The following is a 15,551-nucleotide window of genomic DNA, read 5'->3' on the forward strand; positions in this document are numbered from 1 at the left end:
CGCCCCGCCCCGGGCCCTCCGGGCCGGGGCCCGGAGCCGTCCGGGTGACCACGAGCGTGGCCCGTCCGGGGCCCTTCGGCGCGAGCCGGCGGCGCAGCTCCTCCGGGGTGACGTCCGTGCCGCGCTTCTTGATCTCGAGCGTGCCGACCTCGTGCTCCCGGACCCACCGCTTGAGCACCTTGACGGTGTGCGGCAGCACCTCCCGCACGCGGTACGCCCGGGCCAGCGGGGTGCGCACGAGCTCGTCGGAGGTGAGGTAGGCGATCCGGGGGTGGATCAGCCGCGCGCCCAGCTGCCGGGCGAGGTCCGTGACGAGCCCCGCCCGGATCACCGCGCCGTCCGGTTCGTAGAGGTACGCGCCCACGGGGCCGACCACGGCGTCGGCGTGGGCGGGGTCGTGGTCCTCGGGGCTGGTGAGCTCCGCGGACCCGTGCTCGGAGAGCACGAGCGCCGCCCGCCGCACGCCGGGGCGGGCCACCGCGTTGAACCACAGCACGGCCTCGACCACGTCGCCCCGGTCGGAGACCCACTGCGCCTCGCACCCGCCGGGGACCGCCTCGTGCGGGATGCCCGGCCCCAGCTTCACCCCGACGGGCAGTCCGCGCCCGGCCAGCGCCTCGACGAAGGACAGGGGCGGGGAGAACGCCTCGGGGTCGAAGATCCGGCGGGTGCCCGACGACGACGTGGTGCGCCGGGCCGGGTCCAGCCACACCCCGTCCGGCGGTCCGCCGGGCAGGGCGGCGAGGTCCAGCCGCTCGACGTCGGCCTGCAGCACCGTGGCCTCGGGGAAGGGGAGGAGGTTGAGCGTGGCCACCGCGGCCGTGGTCTCGTCGAGCTCCACGGCGGTGACCCGGCGGTCCAGGGAGGCCAGCGCGAGCGCGTCCGCGCCGATGCCGCAGCCGAGGTCGGCCACGTGCACCAGGTCCGCGTCGGCGAAGCGCCGGGCGTGCAGGGCGGCCACCCGCAGCCGGGTGGCCTGCTCGAGGCCGACCCGGGTGAAGAGCATGCGGTCGGCGAAGTCGCCGAACTTCTCCCGCGCCCTGGCGCGGAGCCGGGCCTGGGTGAGCACCGCGGAGACGAGCCGGGGATCGTGCCCCGCGGCGCGCAGGCGGGTCGCGGCCCCCAGGGCGTCGTCGGCGTCGTAGGGGCCCACGGCCTCCAGCAGGCGACTCCCCTCGGCGGTGAGCAGGGGTGCGATGTCGGTCGCCTCGTTCTGCATCGGTCCACCCTATCCGCCCCCGCCCGTCCGGGCGGGCACCGGTCAGTAGAACGCGGCGAGACGGCCCCGGGGGCCGTCGATGACGGTCACCGGGGTCTCGAAGACCCGGGTGAGGACCGCGCCGTCCATGATCTCGTGCGGCTCGCCGAACTCGGCGACCCGGCCGTCCTTGACGGCGCAGATCCGGTCCGCGTAGTGGCTGGCGAAGTTGATGTCGTGGAGCACGATGACGATGGTGCGCCCCATCTCGTCGCAGGCCCGCCGCAGGTGCTGCATCATCGACACGGCGTGCCGCATGTCGAGGTTGTTGAGGGGCTCGTCCAGCAGCACGTGGTCGGTCTCCTGGGCGAGGACCATGGCGACGTACGCGCGCTGGCGCTGGCCGCCCGACAGCTGGTCGAGATAGCGGTGCTCCAGCGGCGCCAGGCCGAGGAAGTCGATGTACCTGCCGATGATCTCGTCGTCCACGGCGGTGAGCCGGCCGCGACTGTGGGGGAAGCGGCCGAAGCCCACCAGCTGCCGCACGGTGAGCCGGGTGATGTAGTGGTTCTCCTGGCGCAGGACGGAGACGATCCGGGCGAGGTCCTTGGACCGGGTCCGGGCCACGTCGTAGCCGGCGATGTCGATGCTGCCGTCGTCGAGGCCGAGCAGGCGTCCGATCATCGTCAGCAGCGTGGACTTGCCCGCCCCGTTGGGGCCGACCAGGGCGGTCATGCCGGCCGACGGGATCTCGAGGTCGACGGGTCCGACCGTGACCTCACCGCCGTAGTCCTTGCGCACGTTGGTCAGGGTGATCACAGCCGGCCCTTTCGGAGGATGACGTAGAGGAAGACGGAGCCGCCGACGAGCTCGATGATGATCGAGACGACGCCCTGGGCGTAGAAGACGTGGTTGAGGACGAAGTAGGCGCCCGTCAGGACGAGGAACCCGGTGAGGACCGCCACGGGGAAGAGGTGGCGGTGGTCGTACGTGTCGGCGAACTGGTAGGCGAGCGTCGCCACCAGGAAGCCGAGGAACGTCATGGGGCCCACCAGGGCGGTGGAGACGGCCATCAGGACGGAGACGAGGAAGAGGGTGCCCATGATCTCGGCGCGGTGCCGCAGGCCGAGGTTCAGGCTCACGTCCCGTCCGAGGGCGACCACGTTCAGGCGCGAGGACCTCAGCCACAGGGCGCCGCCGGCCAGCAGGCACAGCGGGACGGCCACCGGCAGGTAGTCCGCCTGGGCGTTCGTCACGGAGCCGAACAGCCGGGCGGAGAGCACGTCGAACTCGCTGGGGGACAGCAGACGCTGCATGAAGGTCGAGACGGAGCCGAGGCCCCCGCCGATGATGATGCCCACGAGCAGCATCACCTGCAGGTTCCCGTACCGGCCGGAGAGCAGCCAGCCGTAGAGCGCGAGGGAGAGCGCGACCATGAGGGCCACCTGCAGCAGGAACTGCGGCACGCCCTGCAGGACGAGGATCCCCGCGGCGCCCAGGAAGTACACCGTGGACGTCTGGATCGCCACGTAGAGGGACTCGAAGCCCATGATCGACGGGGTGATGATCCGGTTGTTCGTGGCCGTCTGGAAGCTCACGGTCGCGATCGCCTGGCAGAAGGCCACGACCGCCATGATGACCACGCTCGTCACCCGGCGGTCCGCGATCCGCCAGAAGCCGTCCGAGCCGACCGGCATCGGGTTGTCCCAGGCCAGCAGGCCGAAGGCGAAGCCCGCGGAGGCGAGGGCCAGCACGGCGACGACCGTCCAGTACCGCCGCCGGGCCCGCGGGGTGGGGAAGGCCCCGGCGCGGCCCCGTGCGGCGGGGGCCGCCGGCGCCGCGGCCGGTGCGGGTGCGGGAGTGCTGAGCACGGCCTCAGACACGACGACGCTGCCTCAGGAGCAGGCAGACGAAAACCACGGCGCCGACGATCCCGAGGATCACGGACACGGGGATCTCGAACGGCATGATGATGATCCTTCCGATGAGGTCGCACAGCGTCACGATGGCGATGCCGAGCAGGCACACCCACGGCAGGTTGCTGCGCAGGTCGTCGCCGCGGACCATCGAGACGATGTTCGGCACGATGAGGCCCAGGAAGGGCAGGTTGCCGACGACGACGGTGACGACGCCGGTGGCCACCGCGATCAGCCCGGTCCCGAGCAGGACGGTGCGGTGGTAGTTCAGCCCGACGTTGGTGGCGACGTCCTCGCCGAGCCCGGCGACGGTGAGCCGGTCCGCCACGAGGAACACCGCGATCCCGACCAGGAGCACGATCCACAGCACCTCGTACTGACCGCGCAGCACCGAGGTGAAGCTGCCGGCGAACCAGACCCCGAGGTTCTGCAGCATGTCCGTCTGCAGCGCCAGGAACGTCGAGACGGACCCGACCACCGCGCCCAGCATGATGCCGACGATGGGCACGATGAGGGAGGAGCGCAGGGAGACGCGGCGCAGGAAGAGGAAGAACACCATGGTCCCGATGAAGGCCGCGGTCACGGCGCCGAGCATCCGGGTGAGGACCGTGGCGGTCGGCACCAGGAGCATGACGAGCAGCAGCCCGAGCCCCGCCCACTCGGTGGTGCCCGTGGTGGTGGGCTCCACGAAGCGGTTCTGCGTGAGCAGCTGCATCACCAGGCCGGACATGGACATGGCGGCGCCGGCGAGCACCAGGGCGATGGTGCGGGGGATCCGCGTGATCGCGAACATCTCGTCGCCGTCCTCGGCGCCGAAGACGTCGTAGACCCCCGTGAGGAGGGACGCGGCCAGCAGCGCGAGGACGCCGAGCGCACCGAGCAGCAGCTTCCAGTCGAACAGCGAGCCCTTGCTCGCCGCGGGGGGTCTCGACACGATCGTCGACATGGGGTCAGTCCTTCCTCCGGCCTCGTGCCCGGCGGACGGCGGTGGTGGGGCGGACCCCGCCGCCGCCGTCCGGACGATGGGTCAGTCCTGCGCGCCCATGGCGTCGGCCAGGGTGTCGAAGAACTCGGTGTAGGTCTGGATGCCCTCGTTGGTGTAGGTGTCCCGGGGCATGTAGACGACCTGGCCCTCCTGCACCGCGGTCACGTTCTGCAGGGCCGCGGCGTTCTCGATGACCTCCTGCGCCGGGGTGTACTCCGGGTCCTCGGCGGAGATCGCGGCGTCGCGGTCCAGCACGAGGATCCAGTCGGGGTTCGAGTCGGCGATCGCCTCGACGGAGATGTCGTCGCCCTGGTGGTCGTCGCTGGCGCCCTCGACCTCGAGGGCCGGTGCGAAGTCGAAGATCTCGAACAGCGGGCCCAGGGTGCGTCCGTTGCCCGGAGCGATGAAGCCGATCTCGCCGCCGGAGACGGTGACGGCCATGACCGTGTCGCCGGGCCGGTAGCCGTCGACGACGCGCTGCATCGCCGCGTCGAAGTCGCCGTTGATCCGCTCGGCCTCGTCCTCGCGGTCGAAGACCTGACCCAGGACGGAGGTCTGCCGCTTCAGCTCCTCGTCGAAGGGCTCGTCCTCCCGCGGGTCGAGCTCGACGATGGTGGCCTCCGGCACCAGGTCGGCGAAGTCCTCGCGGTAGTCGGCGAAGCGCTGGCCGTTGACGATGAGGTCGGGGTCCGCGGCGACGACGGCCTCGAGGTCGGGCTCGCGGTGGTTGCCGAGGTCGACGACGGACTCGTCGTCGGCGTAGGCGATGGTGTCCGGCATGAGGGCGCGCGGGGCCGCCGCCAGTTCGACGCCCCACTCGGCGAGCGTCTCGAAGGTGCGGTTGTCGGTGGCGACGACGGACGCCGGCGGGGCCTCGACCGTCTGCGTGCCGTAGTTGTCCTCGACCTCGACCGTGGCGGCGGAGGGGGCGGACGACTCCGCGGAGGCGGCCTGGTCGCCCTGGGCCGTGCCGCAGGCGGTGAGGGCGAGGACACCGGCGACGGCCAGGAGGGCAGCCGGGTGCTGGGTGCGGTTCATGGTCTTCCTTCGTGCAGAGGACGCCGGCGTGCTCCGGGGTGGAGGACGCCGGCGGGATCCGATGGGCGCGACGGACCTGCGCACGGATGTGCGGGGACGTCGAGGAGGGCACCGCTGCTCGGCCGAGGTAAGGGTTGCCTTACCGCTCAACCTAGAGGGTCGGGCGGGCGTGAGGCAAATCATTGGCGAACACCGGCGTGCCCTAATTCCCGCCGGACGTTCCCGCGGGGGTCGGCGCGCTGGCACTCGCCTTGACCGACTGCCAGCCCGCTCCTACAGTTGGCCTTGGCACTCTCCGGGTGAGGGTGCTAAGGGCCAGGCGATCGACCGGCACCGCGACGACGGTCGGTGCGCCGATCGGCCCGAAGCTCGACGGCGGGCTCCGCCCGCGGTCGCCCACCGTTTTCCACCCCTACAGACAAGGAGAGATCGTGTCGGTCTCCATCAAGCCTCTCGAGGATCGCATCGTCGTCCAGCCGCTCGCCGCTGAGCAGACCACCGCGTCCGGTCTCGTCATCCCGGACACCGCCAAGGAGAAGCCCCAGGAGGGCAAGGTCCTGGCGGTCGGCCCCGGTCGTGTCGACGACTCCGGCAACCGCATCCCGGTCGACGTCCAGGAGGGCGACGTCGTGATCTTCTCGAAGTACGGCGGCACCGAGGTCAAGTACAACGGCGAGGAGTACCTGGTCCTCCCGGCCCGCGACGTGCTCGCCGTCGTCGTCAAGTAGACCGGGCCGCACCGACCCGGCGCAGACCGCGCAGTCCTGACGAAGGGTGCCCGCCGCACGCCCCGCTGTTCCGGCGGGCCCGCGGCGGGCACCCTTCGCCGATCCAGACCCCGAAACCCGCTGGCGACCCCAGCCACCCCAGAAGGAGCTCTTCGCCCATGGCCAAGCAGCTGGCGTTCGACGACGCCGCCCGCAAGTCCCTCGAGAACGGCGTCAACAAGCTCGCCGACACCGTCAAGGTCACCCTCGGCCCGCGCGGGCGCAACGTGGTGCTCGACAAGAAGTGGGGCGCCCCCACGATCACCAACGACGGCGTGACCATCGCCCGCGAGGTCGAGCTCGACGACCCGTACGAGAACCTCGGTGCCCAGCTCGCCAAGGAGGTGGCGACCAAGACCAACGACGTCGCCGGCGACGGCACCACCACCGCCACCGTGCTCGCCCAGGCGCTCGTCAAGGAGGGCCTGCGCAACGTGGCCGCCGGCGCCGACCCGCTGAGCCTCAAGCGCGGCATCNTCGCCGGCGACGGCACCACCACCGCCACCGTGCTCGCCCAGGCGCTCGTCAAGGAGGGCCTGCGCAACGTGGCCGCCGGCGCCGACCCGCTGAGCCTCAAGCGCGGCATCGAGAAGGCCGTCGAGGCCGTCTCCGAGCGCCTGCTCGAGAACGCCCGCCCGGTGGAGGGCACCAACGTCGCCCACGTGGCGACCATCTCCGCGCAGGACCCGGCGATCGGCGAGCTCATCGCCCGGGCCTTCGAGACCGTCGGCAAGGACGGCGTCATCACGATCGAGGACGGCTCGAGCACCGAGGTGGAGCTCGACGTCACCGAGGGCATGCAGTTCGACAAGGGCTACCTGTCCCCGTCCTTCGTGACCGACGCCGAGCGCCAGGAAGCGGTCATGGAGAACTCCCTGGTGCTGCTGTACCAGGGCAAGATCTCCTCGGTGCCCGAGCTCATGCCCGTGCTGGAGAAGGTCCTCCAGGCCAAGAAGCCGCTGACCATCATCGCGGAGGACGTCGAGGGCGAGGCCCTGTCCACCCTCGTGGTCAACCGGCTGCGCGGCACCCTCGACGTCGTGGCCCTCAAGGCCCCCGGCTTCGGCGACCGCCGCAAGGCGATCATGCAGGACCTCGCCGTCCTCACCGGCGGCCAGCTCATCACCAGCGAGCTGGGCATCAGCCTCGACCAGGTCACCCTGGAGCAGCTGGGCACCGCCCGGCGCGTCACGGTCACCAAGAACACCACCACCCTGGTCGACGGCGGGGGCACCCCGGCCGAGATCCAGGACCGGGTCGCCACGATCCGCGCCGAGGTGGAGCGCACCGACTCCGAGTGGGACCGCGAGAAGCTCCAGGAGCGGCTCGCCCGCCTGGCCGGCGGGGTCTCCGTGATCAAGGTCGGCGCCGCCACCGAGGTCGAGGCCAAGGAGCGCAAGCACCGCATCGAGGACGCCGTCTCCGCGACCCGCGCGGCCCTCGAGGAGGGCATCGTCGCCGGCGGCGGCACCGCCCTCGTGCAGGCCGCGAAGGTCCTCGACGAGTCCGACCTCGGGCTCACCGGGGACGCCGCGACCGCGCTCGGCATCGTCCGCCGCGCGCTGCGGCAGCCGCTGTACTGGATCGCCCAGAACGCCGGTCAGGACGGGGCCGTGGTCGCCTCCCGCGTCGCCGAGCTCGAGGCCGGGCACGGCTACGACGCCGCCACCGGCGAGTACGTCGAGATGGTCGGCGCCGGCATCATCGACCCGGTCAAGGTCACCCGCTCGGCGCTGCAGAACGCCGCGTCCATCGCGGCGCTCGTGCTGACCACCGAGACGCTCGTGACGGACAAGCCCGCCGAGGACGAGGGGCACGGCCACGGCCACCAGCACTGACGGCCGGCACTGACGGCCGGCGCCGAGCCGGCCTGCCCCGCGGACCCGTCCCACCACCGGTGGGGCGGGTCCGTCGCCGTCTCCGGGGGCCGCCCCGGCGCCTCCGGTAGAGTGCGGGGGTCCGCACGACCACTGCCGCGCCCCCGGCGGCACGGTGTTCCCAGGAGATGCCCATGACGACCCTCGGTGCGCAGAGCACGCCCACCGGCGTCGAGCCGGACACGGCCCGGCGGGTGGCCCGCTACGCCGGGTTCCGTCCGGAGGTGCAGGGGCTGCGCTTCGTCGCGGTGCTGCTCGTGGTGGTCTACCACGTGTTCCTGGACCGGGTGTCCGGGGGAGTGGACATCTTCCTGCTGATCTCGGCGTTCTTCCTGACCCTGTCCTTCGTGCGCAAGCTCGAGGCGGGGAGGCCGCTGGCGCTGGGGCGGTACTGGCTGCACGTGTTCAAGCGGCTGCTGCCGCTGGCGGTGCTCACGATCCTGGGCACCCTGGTGCTGGCGTGGTGGTTCTTCCCGGAGGCGCGGATCGACCGGGTGCGCACGGAGGCGCTGGCCTCGGTCCTCTACGTGGAGAACTGGGCGCTGGCGCTGGCCGAGGTGGACTACTACGCCGCCGACGACTCCACGGCGTCCCCGTTCCAGCACTTCTGGTCCCTGTCGGTGCAGGGTCAGGTGTTCCTGCTGTGGCCGCTGGTGTTCGGGGCGGCGTGGCTCGTGTGCCGGGGCGGGCGGCGGCGGCCGGTGCCGGTGCTGGCGGTGCTCTTCGGGCTGGTCCTCGCGGTCTCCCTCGCCTGGTCGGTGCACACGACCGCCACGGACCAGGCGTTCGCCTACTTCGACACCCGGGCCCGGCTGTGGGAGTTCGCCCTCGGGTCCCTGCTGGCCCTCGCGGTGCCGTACCTGCACCCGCCGCGGGCGGCGCGGGTGGTGCTGGGCTGGGCCGGGATGCTCAGCATGGTCTCGGTCGGGGTGCTGATCGACGTGCAGGGCGCCTTCCCCGGCTGGATCGCTCTGTGGCCGCTGCTCTCGGCGGCGGCGATCATCGTGGCCGGGCACTCCGGCTCGCCCCTCGGCCTGGACCGGATCCTCGCCTCCCGGCCCCTGGTGCGGCTCGGGGACGCCTCCTACGCGCTGTACCTGGTGCACTGGCCGCTGCTGATCACCTACCTGGTGCTGCGGGACCGGCCCGTGGCCGGGCCGCGGTCGGGGGTCGCGATCATCCTGGTCTCCCTGCTGCTGGCGGTGGCCGCCACGAAGCTGGTGGAGCGCCCGTTCCAGCGGTGGGCGTGGCCGGAGCGGGACAAGCGGCGGCTGGCCGCGTCGGTGGCGGTGAGCCTGGCGCTCGTGGCGGTGCCGGTGCTGGTGTGGCAGCAGGCCGATGCACGGCGGGCGGCCGCGCTGGCGGAGGACGCCGCCCGCAACAACCCCGGGGCCGCGGTGCTGGACCCGGGCTTCGAGTTCCGGGGCGACCCGGACGCCCCCACTCTGCCCCTCGCCTCCGCGCTGGGCGACGAGTGGGTCGGGCTGCCCGAGCCCTGCTCCGGGGCGTTCGCCCCCGAGCAGGAGGTCCTCGAGCAGTACTGCCGCCAGACCCCGGCCCTGCCGGACCCCGAGCGGACGATCGCGGTGGTCGGCAACTCCCACATGGAGCAGTTCATGGGCGCGGTGATCCCCCTCGCGGAGGAGCGCAACTGGCAGCTCGTCGCCGTGCTGCAGCCGGGCTGCGCCTTCGCGGTGCGCCCGGAGGGGGACGCGTGCCACGAGGGCAACGACGCGGCGATCGAGTACGTGGAGCGGCTCGCCCCGGACGCGGTCATGACGACCTCGACCTACGCGGCCCGGATGGACGGTCCCGCCGAGGCCCTCGTCGGGGGGTTCCCGGAGCTGGTCGACCGCCTCACGGGCCAGGGCATCGACGTCGTCGGCTTCCGGGACAACCCCCGGTTCGACTTCAACCCCTACGAGTGCGCCGTGCGCCACGGCCAGGACGCCGACCGGTGCCGCGTGCCCGTCGAGCAGGTCCTGGCGCCCGTCAACCCGGCCGACGCCCTGCGGGACCGGAACGGCTTCGCCTCGCTCGACCTCACCGACCTCATCTGCCCGGAGGGACTGTGCCGTCCCGTGGTGGGCAACGTGCACGTCTTCTTCGACCCGCACCACCTCACGTGGACCTACGCGCGGACGATGGCGCCGGCCCTCGAGACCCGGCTCCCCGGCACGCTCCTCCAGGAGGTGTCCTCGTGAGCACGGTGCAGGCCGGCGCCCCGCGCCCGGACCCGGGGGCCGCCTCCCCGGACGGCCCCGGGGGCGTCGAGCCGGACACGGCCCGGCGGGTGGCCCGGTACTCGGGGTTCCGCCCCGAGGTGCAGGGGCTGCGGTTCGTCGCGGTGCTGCTCGTGGTGGTCTACCACGTGTTCCTCGGCCGGGTCTCCGGGGGCGTGGACGTGTTCCTGCTGATCTCCGCGTTCTTCCTCACCCTGTCCTTCGTGCGCAAGCTCGAGGCGGGAAGGCCCCTGGCCCTGGGGCGGTACTGGCTGCACGTGTTCAAGCGGCTGCTGCCGCTGGCGGTGCTCACCATCCTCGGCACCCTCGTCCTGGTGGCCGCCGTCTACCCCGGCTCCGACGCCGGGCAGTGGCGCACCGAGGCGCTGGCCTCGGTGTTCTACGCGGAGAACTGGGCGCTCGCGCTGAGCTCCGTCGACTACTACGCCGCCGACCACTCGACCGCCTCGCCGTTCCAGCACTTCTGGTCCCTGTCGGTCCAGGGGCAGGTGTTCCTGCTGTGGCCGCTGATCTTCGCCGCCGCCTGGCTGCTCACGCGGCGGGGGAGCCTCCGGCCGGTCCCCGTCCTGGTCGCGATGTTCGGCACCGTGCTCGTGGCCTCCCTGGCCTGGTCCGTGCACAGCACCGCCGTCCAGCAGGAGTTCGCCTACTTCGACACCCGCACCCGGCTGTGGGAGTTCGCCCTCGGGTCGCTGCTCGCCCTCGCCCTGCCCTACCTGAGGCCGCCGCGGACCGCGCGCGTGGCCCTGGGCTGGGGCGGGCTGCTCAGCATGGTCTCCGTGGGGGTGCTGGTCGACGTGCAGGGGGCGTTCCCCGGGTGGATCGCGCTGTGGCCGCTGCTCTCGGCCGCGGCGATCATCGTGGCCGGCCGCTCCGGGTCCCCGTTCGGACTGGACCGGATCCTCGCCTCGCGGCCCCTGGTGCGGCTGGGGGACTCGGCCTACGCGCTGTACCTGATCCACTGGCCCGTGCTGATCACCTACCTCGTGCTGCGGGACCGGCCCATGGCCGGGCCGCGGTCGGGGGTGGTGATCATCGTCGTCTCCCTGGTGCTCGCCGTGCTGGCCACCCGGCTGGTCGAGGACCGGTTCAAGAAGTGGGCCTGGCCCGAGCAGAACAAGCGGCGCCTCGCCGGGGTCGTGGTGCTCTGTCTCGCCCTGGTCACAGCCCCCGTGCTCGCCTGGCAGCAGCTCGAGGACCGGCGTGCCGAGCGGATCCAGGCCGAGGCCGTCCGGAACAACCCCGGGGCCGCCGTCCTCGAGCCCGGCTTCGAGTTCCGCGGCGACCCGGACGCCCCGACCCTGCCCCTGCCGGAGGACCTGCCGAGGCAGCCGGCCTCCCTCGGCGAGGCCTGCCCCGAGGACCTCGACCTGCCGGAGGAGCTCCTCCGCTTCTGCCACGAGAGCGTGGCGCAGGAGGCCCCCGAGCGGACGGTGCTCGTGCTCGGCAACAGCCACCTGCAGCACTGGCTCCCCGCGCTGCGGCCCCTGGCGGAGGCCGAGCGGTGGCGGGTGCTGACCTGGATCCAGCCGGGCTGCTTCTACGCCGCCGCCGAGGACCAGCCGGGCTCGGAGAGCTGCCGGGCGTGGTTCGAGGGCGCCGAGCAGATGATCGGCACCGCCGACCCCGACCTCGTCGTCGTCCAGTCGACCTTCACCGACCTGGAGGGGGAGGTCCTCCGGCCCGGGCTGGAGCAGCGGATCCGCGAGCTCACCGACCGCGGGATCCCCGTGGTCGGGATCCGCGACACCCCCCGCTTCCCGGAGGCGCCGGCCGAGTGCGCGGTGGCGAACGGGGAGGACGACCCCCGGTGCACCTTCGCGCACCCCATGGTGGGCACGCCCGATCCCGCGCTCCCGCTCGCCCGCGAGCTGCCGCTCTACTCGACCCTGGACCTCACCGACCTGATCTGCCCGGCCGGGCGGTGCCCGCCGGTCGTCGGCAACGTCTACGTGTACTGGGACGACGACCACCTCAGCCGGGTGTACTCCGAGAGCGCCGCCCCGGTCTTCGGCGAGCGGTTCCGGGAGGCCCTTGCCACCGACGGCCTCCGCCCCTGACGACCGCCCGTCCCCGGCCGCCGGCCCCCGGCGCCGCCCGGTGACGGAGCGCCGGGTGCCGCGCGCGGCGCCGGTCGTGCGATAAGGTCGCGACGGGCGCCCCCGGCCCCGCCCCCTTGCTCCGCATCCCCTTGCTCCGCATCCCCTCGCTCCGCATCCCCTCGCTCCGCATCCCCTCGCTCCGCATCCCCCCGCTCCCCTCCCGGCGCCGCCCCGCGGCCGCGTCCGGGACGCTCCCTCCTGGAGGTGCCCCCGTGGCCACCGTGCACGCCGCCGCCCCGCAACCGTCCGCCGGGACCGCCGACCGTGGGGACGCGGCCCGGCGGCGGGCAGGACGGTACTCGGGCTTCCGCCCCGAGGTGCAGGGCCTGCGCGCGGTGGCGGTGCTGCTCGTGGTGGTCTACCACGTGTTCCTCGGGCGGGTCTCCGGGGGAGTGGACGTCTTCCTGCTGATCTCCGCCTTCTTCCTGACCCTGTCCTTCGTGCGCAAGCTCGAGGCGGGGAGGCCGCTGGCGCTGGGGCGGTACTGGCTGCACGTGTTCAAGCGGCTGCTGCCGCTGGCGGTGCTCACNGCCGCTGGCGCTGGGGCGGTACTGGCTGCACGTGTTCAAGCGGCTGCTGCCGCTGGCGGTGCTCACGATCCTGGGCACCCTGGTGCTGGTGGAGCTGTTCTACCCGGGCTACGACGCCGGGCAGTGGCGCGCCGAGGCGCTGGCCTCGGTGTTCTACGCGGAGAACTGGGCGCTGGCGCTCAACGCGGTGGACTACTACGCCGCCGACCACTCGACCGCCTCGCCGTTCCAGCACTTCTGGTCCCTGTCGGTGCAGGGACAGGTGTTCCTGCTGTGGCCGCTGGTCTTCGCCGCGGCCTGGCTGATCTCCCGGCGGACCCGGTGGAGCCCCGTGCCGGTGCTGGCGGTCGTCTTCGGGGTGGTCTTCGCGGCCTCCCTGGCGTGGTCGGTGCACAGCACGGCCGTCCAGCAGGAGTTCGCCTACTTCGACACCCGCACCCGGCTGTGGGAGTTCGCCCTCGGGTCCCTGCTGGCCCTAGCGGTGCCCTGGCTGCGGCCCGGCCGCAGGGCGCGCGTGGTCCTGGGCTGGGCCGGTCTGGTGAGCATGGTCTCGGTGGGGGTGCTGGTCGACGTGCAGGGGGCGTTCCCCGGGTGGATCGCGCTGTGGCCGCTGCTCTCGGCCGCGGCGATCATCGTGGCCGGGCAGTCCGGGTCGCGCTTCGGGCTGGACCGGATCCTCGCCTCGGCGCCGCTGGTGCGGCTGGGGGACTCCGCCTACGCGCTCTACCTGATCCACTGGCCCGTGCTGGTCACCTACCTCGTGCTGCGGGACCGGCCCATGGCCGGGCCGCGGTCGGGGGTCGCGATCGTGCTGGTCTGCCTGGTGCTCGCGGTGCTGGCCACCCGGCTGGTCGAGGACCCGCTCAAGCGCTGGGCCTGGCCCGAGCGGTCCCGGCTGCGGCTGGCCGCGGTGATCGTGGTGTGCCTGGCGGCGGTCGCGGTCCCGGTGACCGCGGCCCGGGTGGCCGAGGAGCGGCGGGCGGTGGAGATCGCGGCGTCGGCCGACCGCAACAACCCCGGGGCGGCGGCCCTGCTGCCGGGCTTCCGGTACGAGGGCGACCCGGACGCCGAGACCGTCCCCGTGATCACCGGGGAGCCGTACGCCAAGCCGTCGCTCGGCGAGCCCTGCCCGCCCGGCACGGGGGTCGGCGGGCGCTTCCGGCAGTGGTGCTTCGACACCGTCCCGAACCCCGAGCCCGCCGCCACGATGCTGGTGATCGGCAACAGCCACGTGCACCAGTGGATCCCCGCCGTCGAGCTCCTGGCCGAGCGCAACGACTGGCGGGTGGTCACCTACATCCGCGGCAACTGCCTGTACGCCCTGCCGGAGGAGCAGGTGGCCGACCACGAGGCGTGCGCGCGCTGGCTCGAGGGCGCCGACCCCGTGGTGGAGGCCGTGGACCCGGACCTGGTGCTGGTGCAGGGCACCCGCAGCACGGACGAGGACCAGGAGCAGTTCACCCCCGGGATGGAGCAGCGCATCCGCGGCCTGGCGGAGCGCGGCATCCAGGTCCTCGGCCTGCGCGACAACGCCCGGTTCGACTTCGTCCCCGCGCGCTGCGCCGCGGACCACGGGGCCGACGCCCCCGAGTGCGCCGCCTCCCACGTGATCCTGGGCCCGGACAGCCCCCTGGCCCCGGTGGCCGAGCTGCCGCGGGTCACGATGGTCGACATGGGGGACCTCATCTGCCCGGACGGCACCTGCGTCCCGGTCATCGGCAACGTGTTCACGTACTGGGACAACAACCACCTCACCGTCGAGTACGTGCGCAGCCTGGCGCCCCTGTTCGCGGAGCGCGTCGAGGAGGCCCTGCGCGCGGACGGGGCCGGGTTCCCCGCGGGGTCGTGAGCGCGGCCACAGCCGTCCGCCGGCCGGGACCCGGCCCGTAGAATGATCGCGACTCCCTCGAAGCTGAAAGGCCCCACCGTGTCGGATACCGCCGTCCCCACCGCCCTGTCCGAGGACCCGTTCGGGTTCACCGGGCTGACCTACGACGACGTGCTGCTGCTGCCCGGCAACACGGACGTCATCCCGTCCGAGGCGTCGACGCGCACCCGCCTGTCCCGGCGCATCGACCTGGAGGTGCCGCTGCTGTCCGCCGCCATGGACACCGTCACCGAGTCCTCGATGGCGATCGCGATGGCCCGCCAGGGCGGCATCGGCGTGATCCACCGCAACCTCTCGATCCAGGACCAGGCCGAGCACGTGGACCGGGTGAAGCGCAGCGAGTCCGGGATGATCACCGACCCCGTCACCATCTCCCCGGAGGCGACCCTCGAGGAGCTGGACCGGCTCTGCGGCTACTACCGGGTCTCCGGGCTGCCCGTCGTGGACGCCGAGCAGAAGCTGCTGGGGATCATCACCAACCGCGACACCCGGTACCTGCCGGAGAGTGAGTTCCCGCGGCGCCGGGTGCACGAGATCATGACGCCCATGCCGCTGATCACCGGCAAGGTCGGGATGGCGAAGGACGACGCGCACCGGCTCCTGGCGACCAACAAGATCGAGAAGCTGCCGCTCGTCGACGACGCCGGCCGGCTCACCGGCCTGATCACGATCAAGGACTTCACCAAGGCCGAGCAGTACCCCCACGCCACCAAGGACGACGAGGGCCGGCTGCGCGTCGGCGCCGCCGTCGGCTTCTTCGGCGACGGCTTCGAGCGGGCCATGACCCTCGTCGAGGCCGGCGTGGACGCCCTGTTCATCGACACCGCCAACGGGCACTCCCAGGGCGTGCTGGACATGATCGCCCGGCTCAAGGCGGAGACCGCCGCCGCGCACGTGGATGTTTTTCGAATGGTTTTTGGCGATGATCCCGGGGTTAGCCTCGCCGTTGACTTCGGCGAACGCCTTGTCGATGTTGTGGCCTTCCAGAGCGGTCTGCTCGCGCCCCT

The 15,551-nt window shown here is 72.7% G+C and carries 11 protein-coding genes; 6 read left to right on the forward strand and 5 right to left on the reverse strand.

The window, feature by feature from the left end:
* The 5 genes from H488_RS33015 to H488_RS33035 form a co-directional block, all read right to left on the reverse strand.
* Positions 1-1,219: THUMP-like domain-containing protein (locus H488_RS33015; RefSeq protein WP_017834520.1), on the reverse strand; the 1,219-nt coding region annotated here is incomplete at its 3' end.
* A 42-nt stretch (positions 1,220-1,261) separates the two neighbouring features.
* Positions 1,262-2,017 carry an iron ABC transporter ATP-binding protein gene (locus H488_RS33020; protein ID WP_017834521.1) on the reverse strand — a complete coding sequence of 252 codons (756 nt, stop codon included), beginning with the start codon at positions 2,015-2,017 and terminating at the stop codon, positions 1,262-1,264.
* Positions 2,014-3,081, reverse strand: coding sequence for an iron chelate uptake ABC transporter family permease subunit (locus tag H488_RS33025; RefSeq protein ID WP_017834522.1), 1,068 nt, complete (start codon positions 3,079-3,081; stop codon positions 2,014-2,016). The genes H488_RS33020 and H488_RS33025 overlap by 4 nt, the downstream gene beginning before the upstream one ends.
* On the reverse strand, positions 3,074-4,060 hold the full coding sequence (locus tag H488_RS33030; RefSeq protein ID WP_017834523.1) for an ABC transporter permease: 987 nt from the start codon (positions 4,058-4,060) through the stop codon (positions 3,074-3,076). The genes H488_RS33025 and H488_RS33030 overlap by 8 nt, the downstream gene beginning before the upstream one ends.
* Positions 4,061-4,141: 81 nt before the next feature.
* The gene (locus H488_RS33035; RefSeq protein ID WP_017834524.1) at positions 4,142-5,137 is read right to left on the reverse strand and encodes a siderophore ABC transporter substrate-binding protein; all 996 of its coding nucleotides are present in this window, start codon (positions 5,135-5,137) and stop codon (positions 4,142-4,144) included.
* A gap of 431 nt (positions 5,138-5,568) precedes the next feature.
* On the opposite strand from H488_RS33035, the gene groES reads away from it, so the two are divergent.
* The 6 genes from groES to guaB form a co-directional block, all read left to right on the forward strand.
* A complete protein-coding gene (gene groES, locus H488_RS33040) occupies positions 5,569-5,865 on the forward strand; it encodes a co-chaperone GroES (RefSeq protein ID WP_017834525.1) in 297 nt (98 codons plus the stop codon).
* A 158-nt stretch (positions 5,866-6,023) separates the two neighbouring features.
* Positions 6,024-7,742, forward strand: coding sequence for a chaperonin GroEL (gene groL, locus H488_RS33045; protein WP_017834526.1), 1,719 nt, complete (start codon positions 6,024-6,026; stop codon positions 7,740-7,742).
* Between the two features lie 173 nt (positions 7,743-7,915).
* The gene (locus tag H488_RS33050) at positions 7,916-9,985 is read left to right on the forward strand and encodes an acyltransferase family protein (RefSeq protein ID WP_017834527.1); all 2,070 of its coding nucleotides are present in this window, start codon (positions 7,916-7,918) and stop codon (positions 9,983-9,985) included.
* Positions 9,982-12,084 (forward strand): acyltransferase family protein, encoded by a 2,103-nt coding sequence (locus H488_RS33055; protein ID WP_017834528.1) that lies wholly within the window; start codon positions 9,982-9,984, stop codon positions 12,082-12,084. Before H488_RS33050 ends, H488_RS33055 begins: the two co-directional genes overlap by 4 nt.
* Positions 12,085-12,714: 630 nt before the next feature.
* A complete protein-coding gene (locus H488_RS33060) occupies positions 12,715-14,505 on the forward strand; it encodes an acyltransferase family protein (RefSeq protein WP_237740469.1) in 1,791 nt (596 codons plus the stop codon).
* A 42-nt stretch (positions 14,506-14,547) separates the two neighbouring features.
* A partial coding sequence (gene guaB / locus H488_RS33065) for an IMP dehydrogenase (protein WP_017834530.1) occupies positions 14,548-15,551 on the forward strand: 1,004 nt, incomplete at its 3' end.

The sequence above is a fragment of the Kocuria sp. UCD-OTCP genome (assembly GCF_000349605.1).
GTDB classification, from domain to species: domain Bacteria; phylum Actinomycetota; class Actinomycetes; order Actinomycetales; family Micrococcaceae; genus Kocuria; species Kocuria rosea.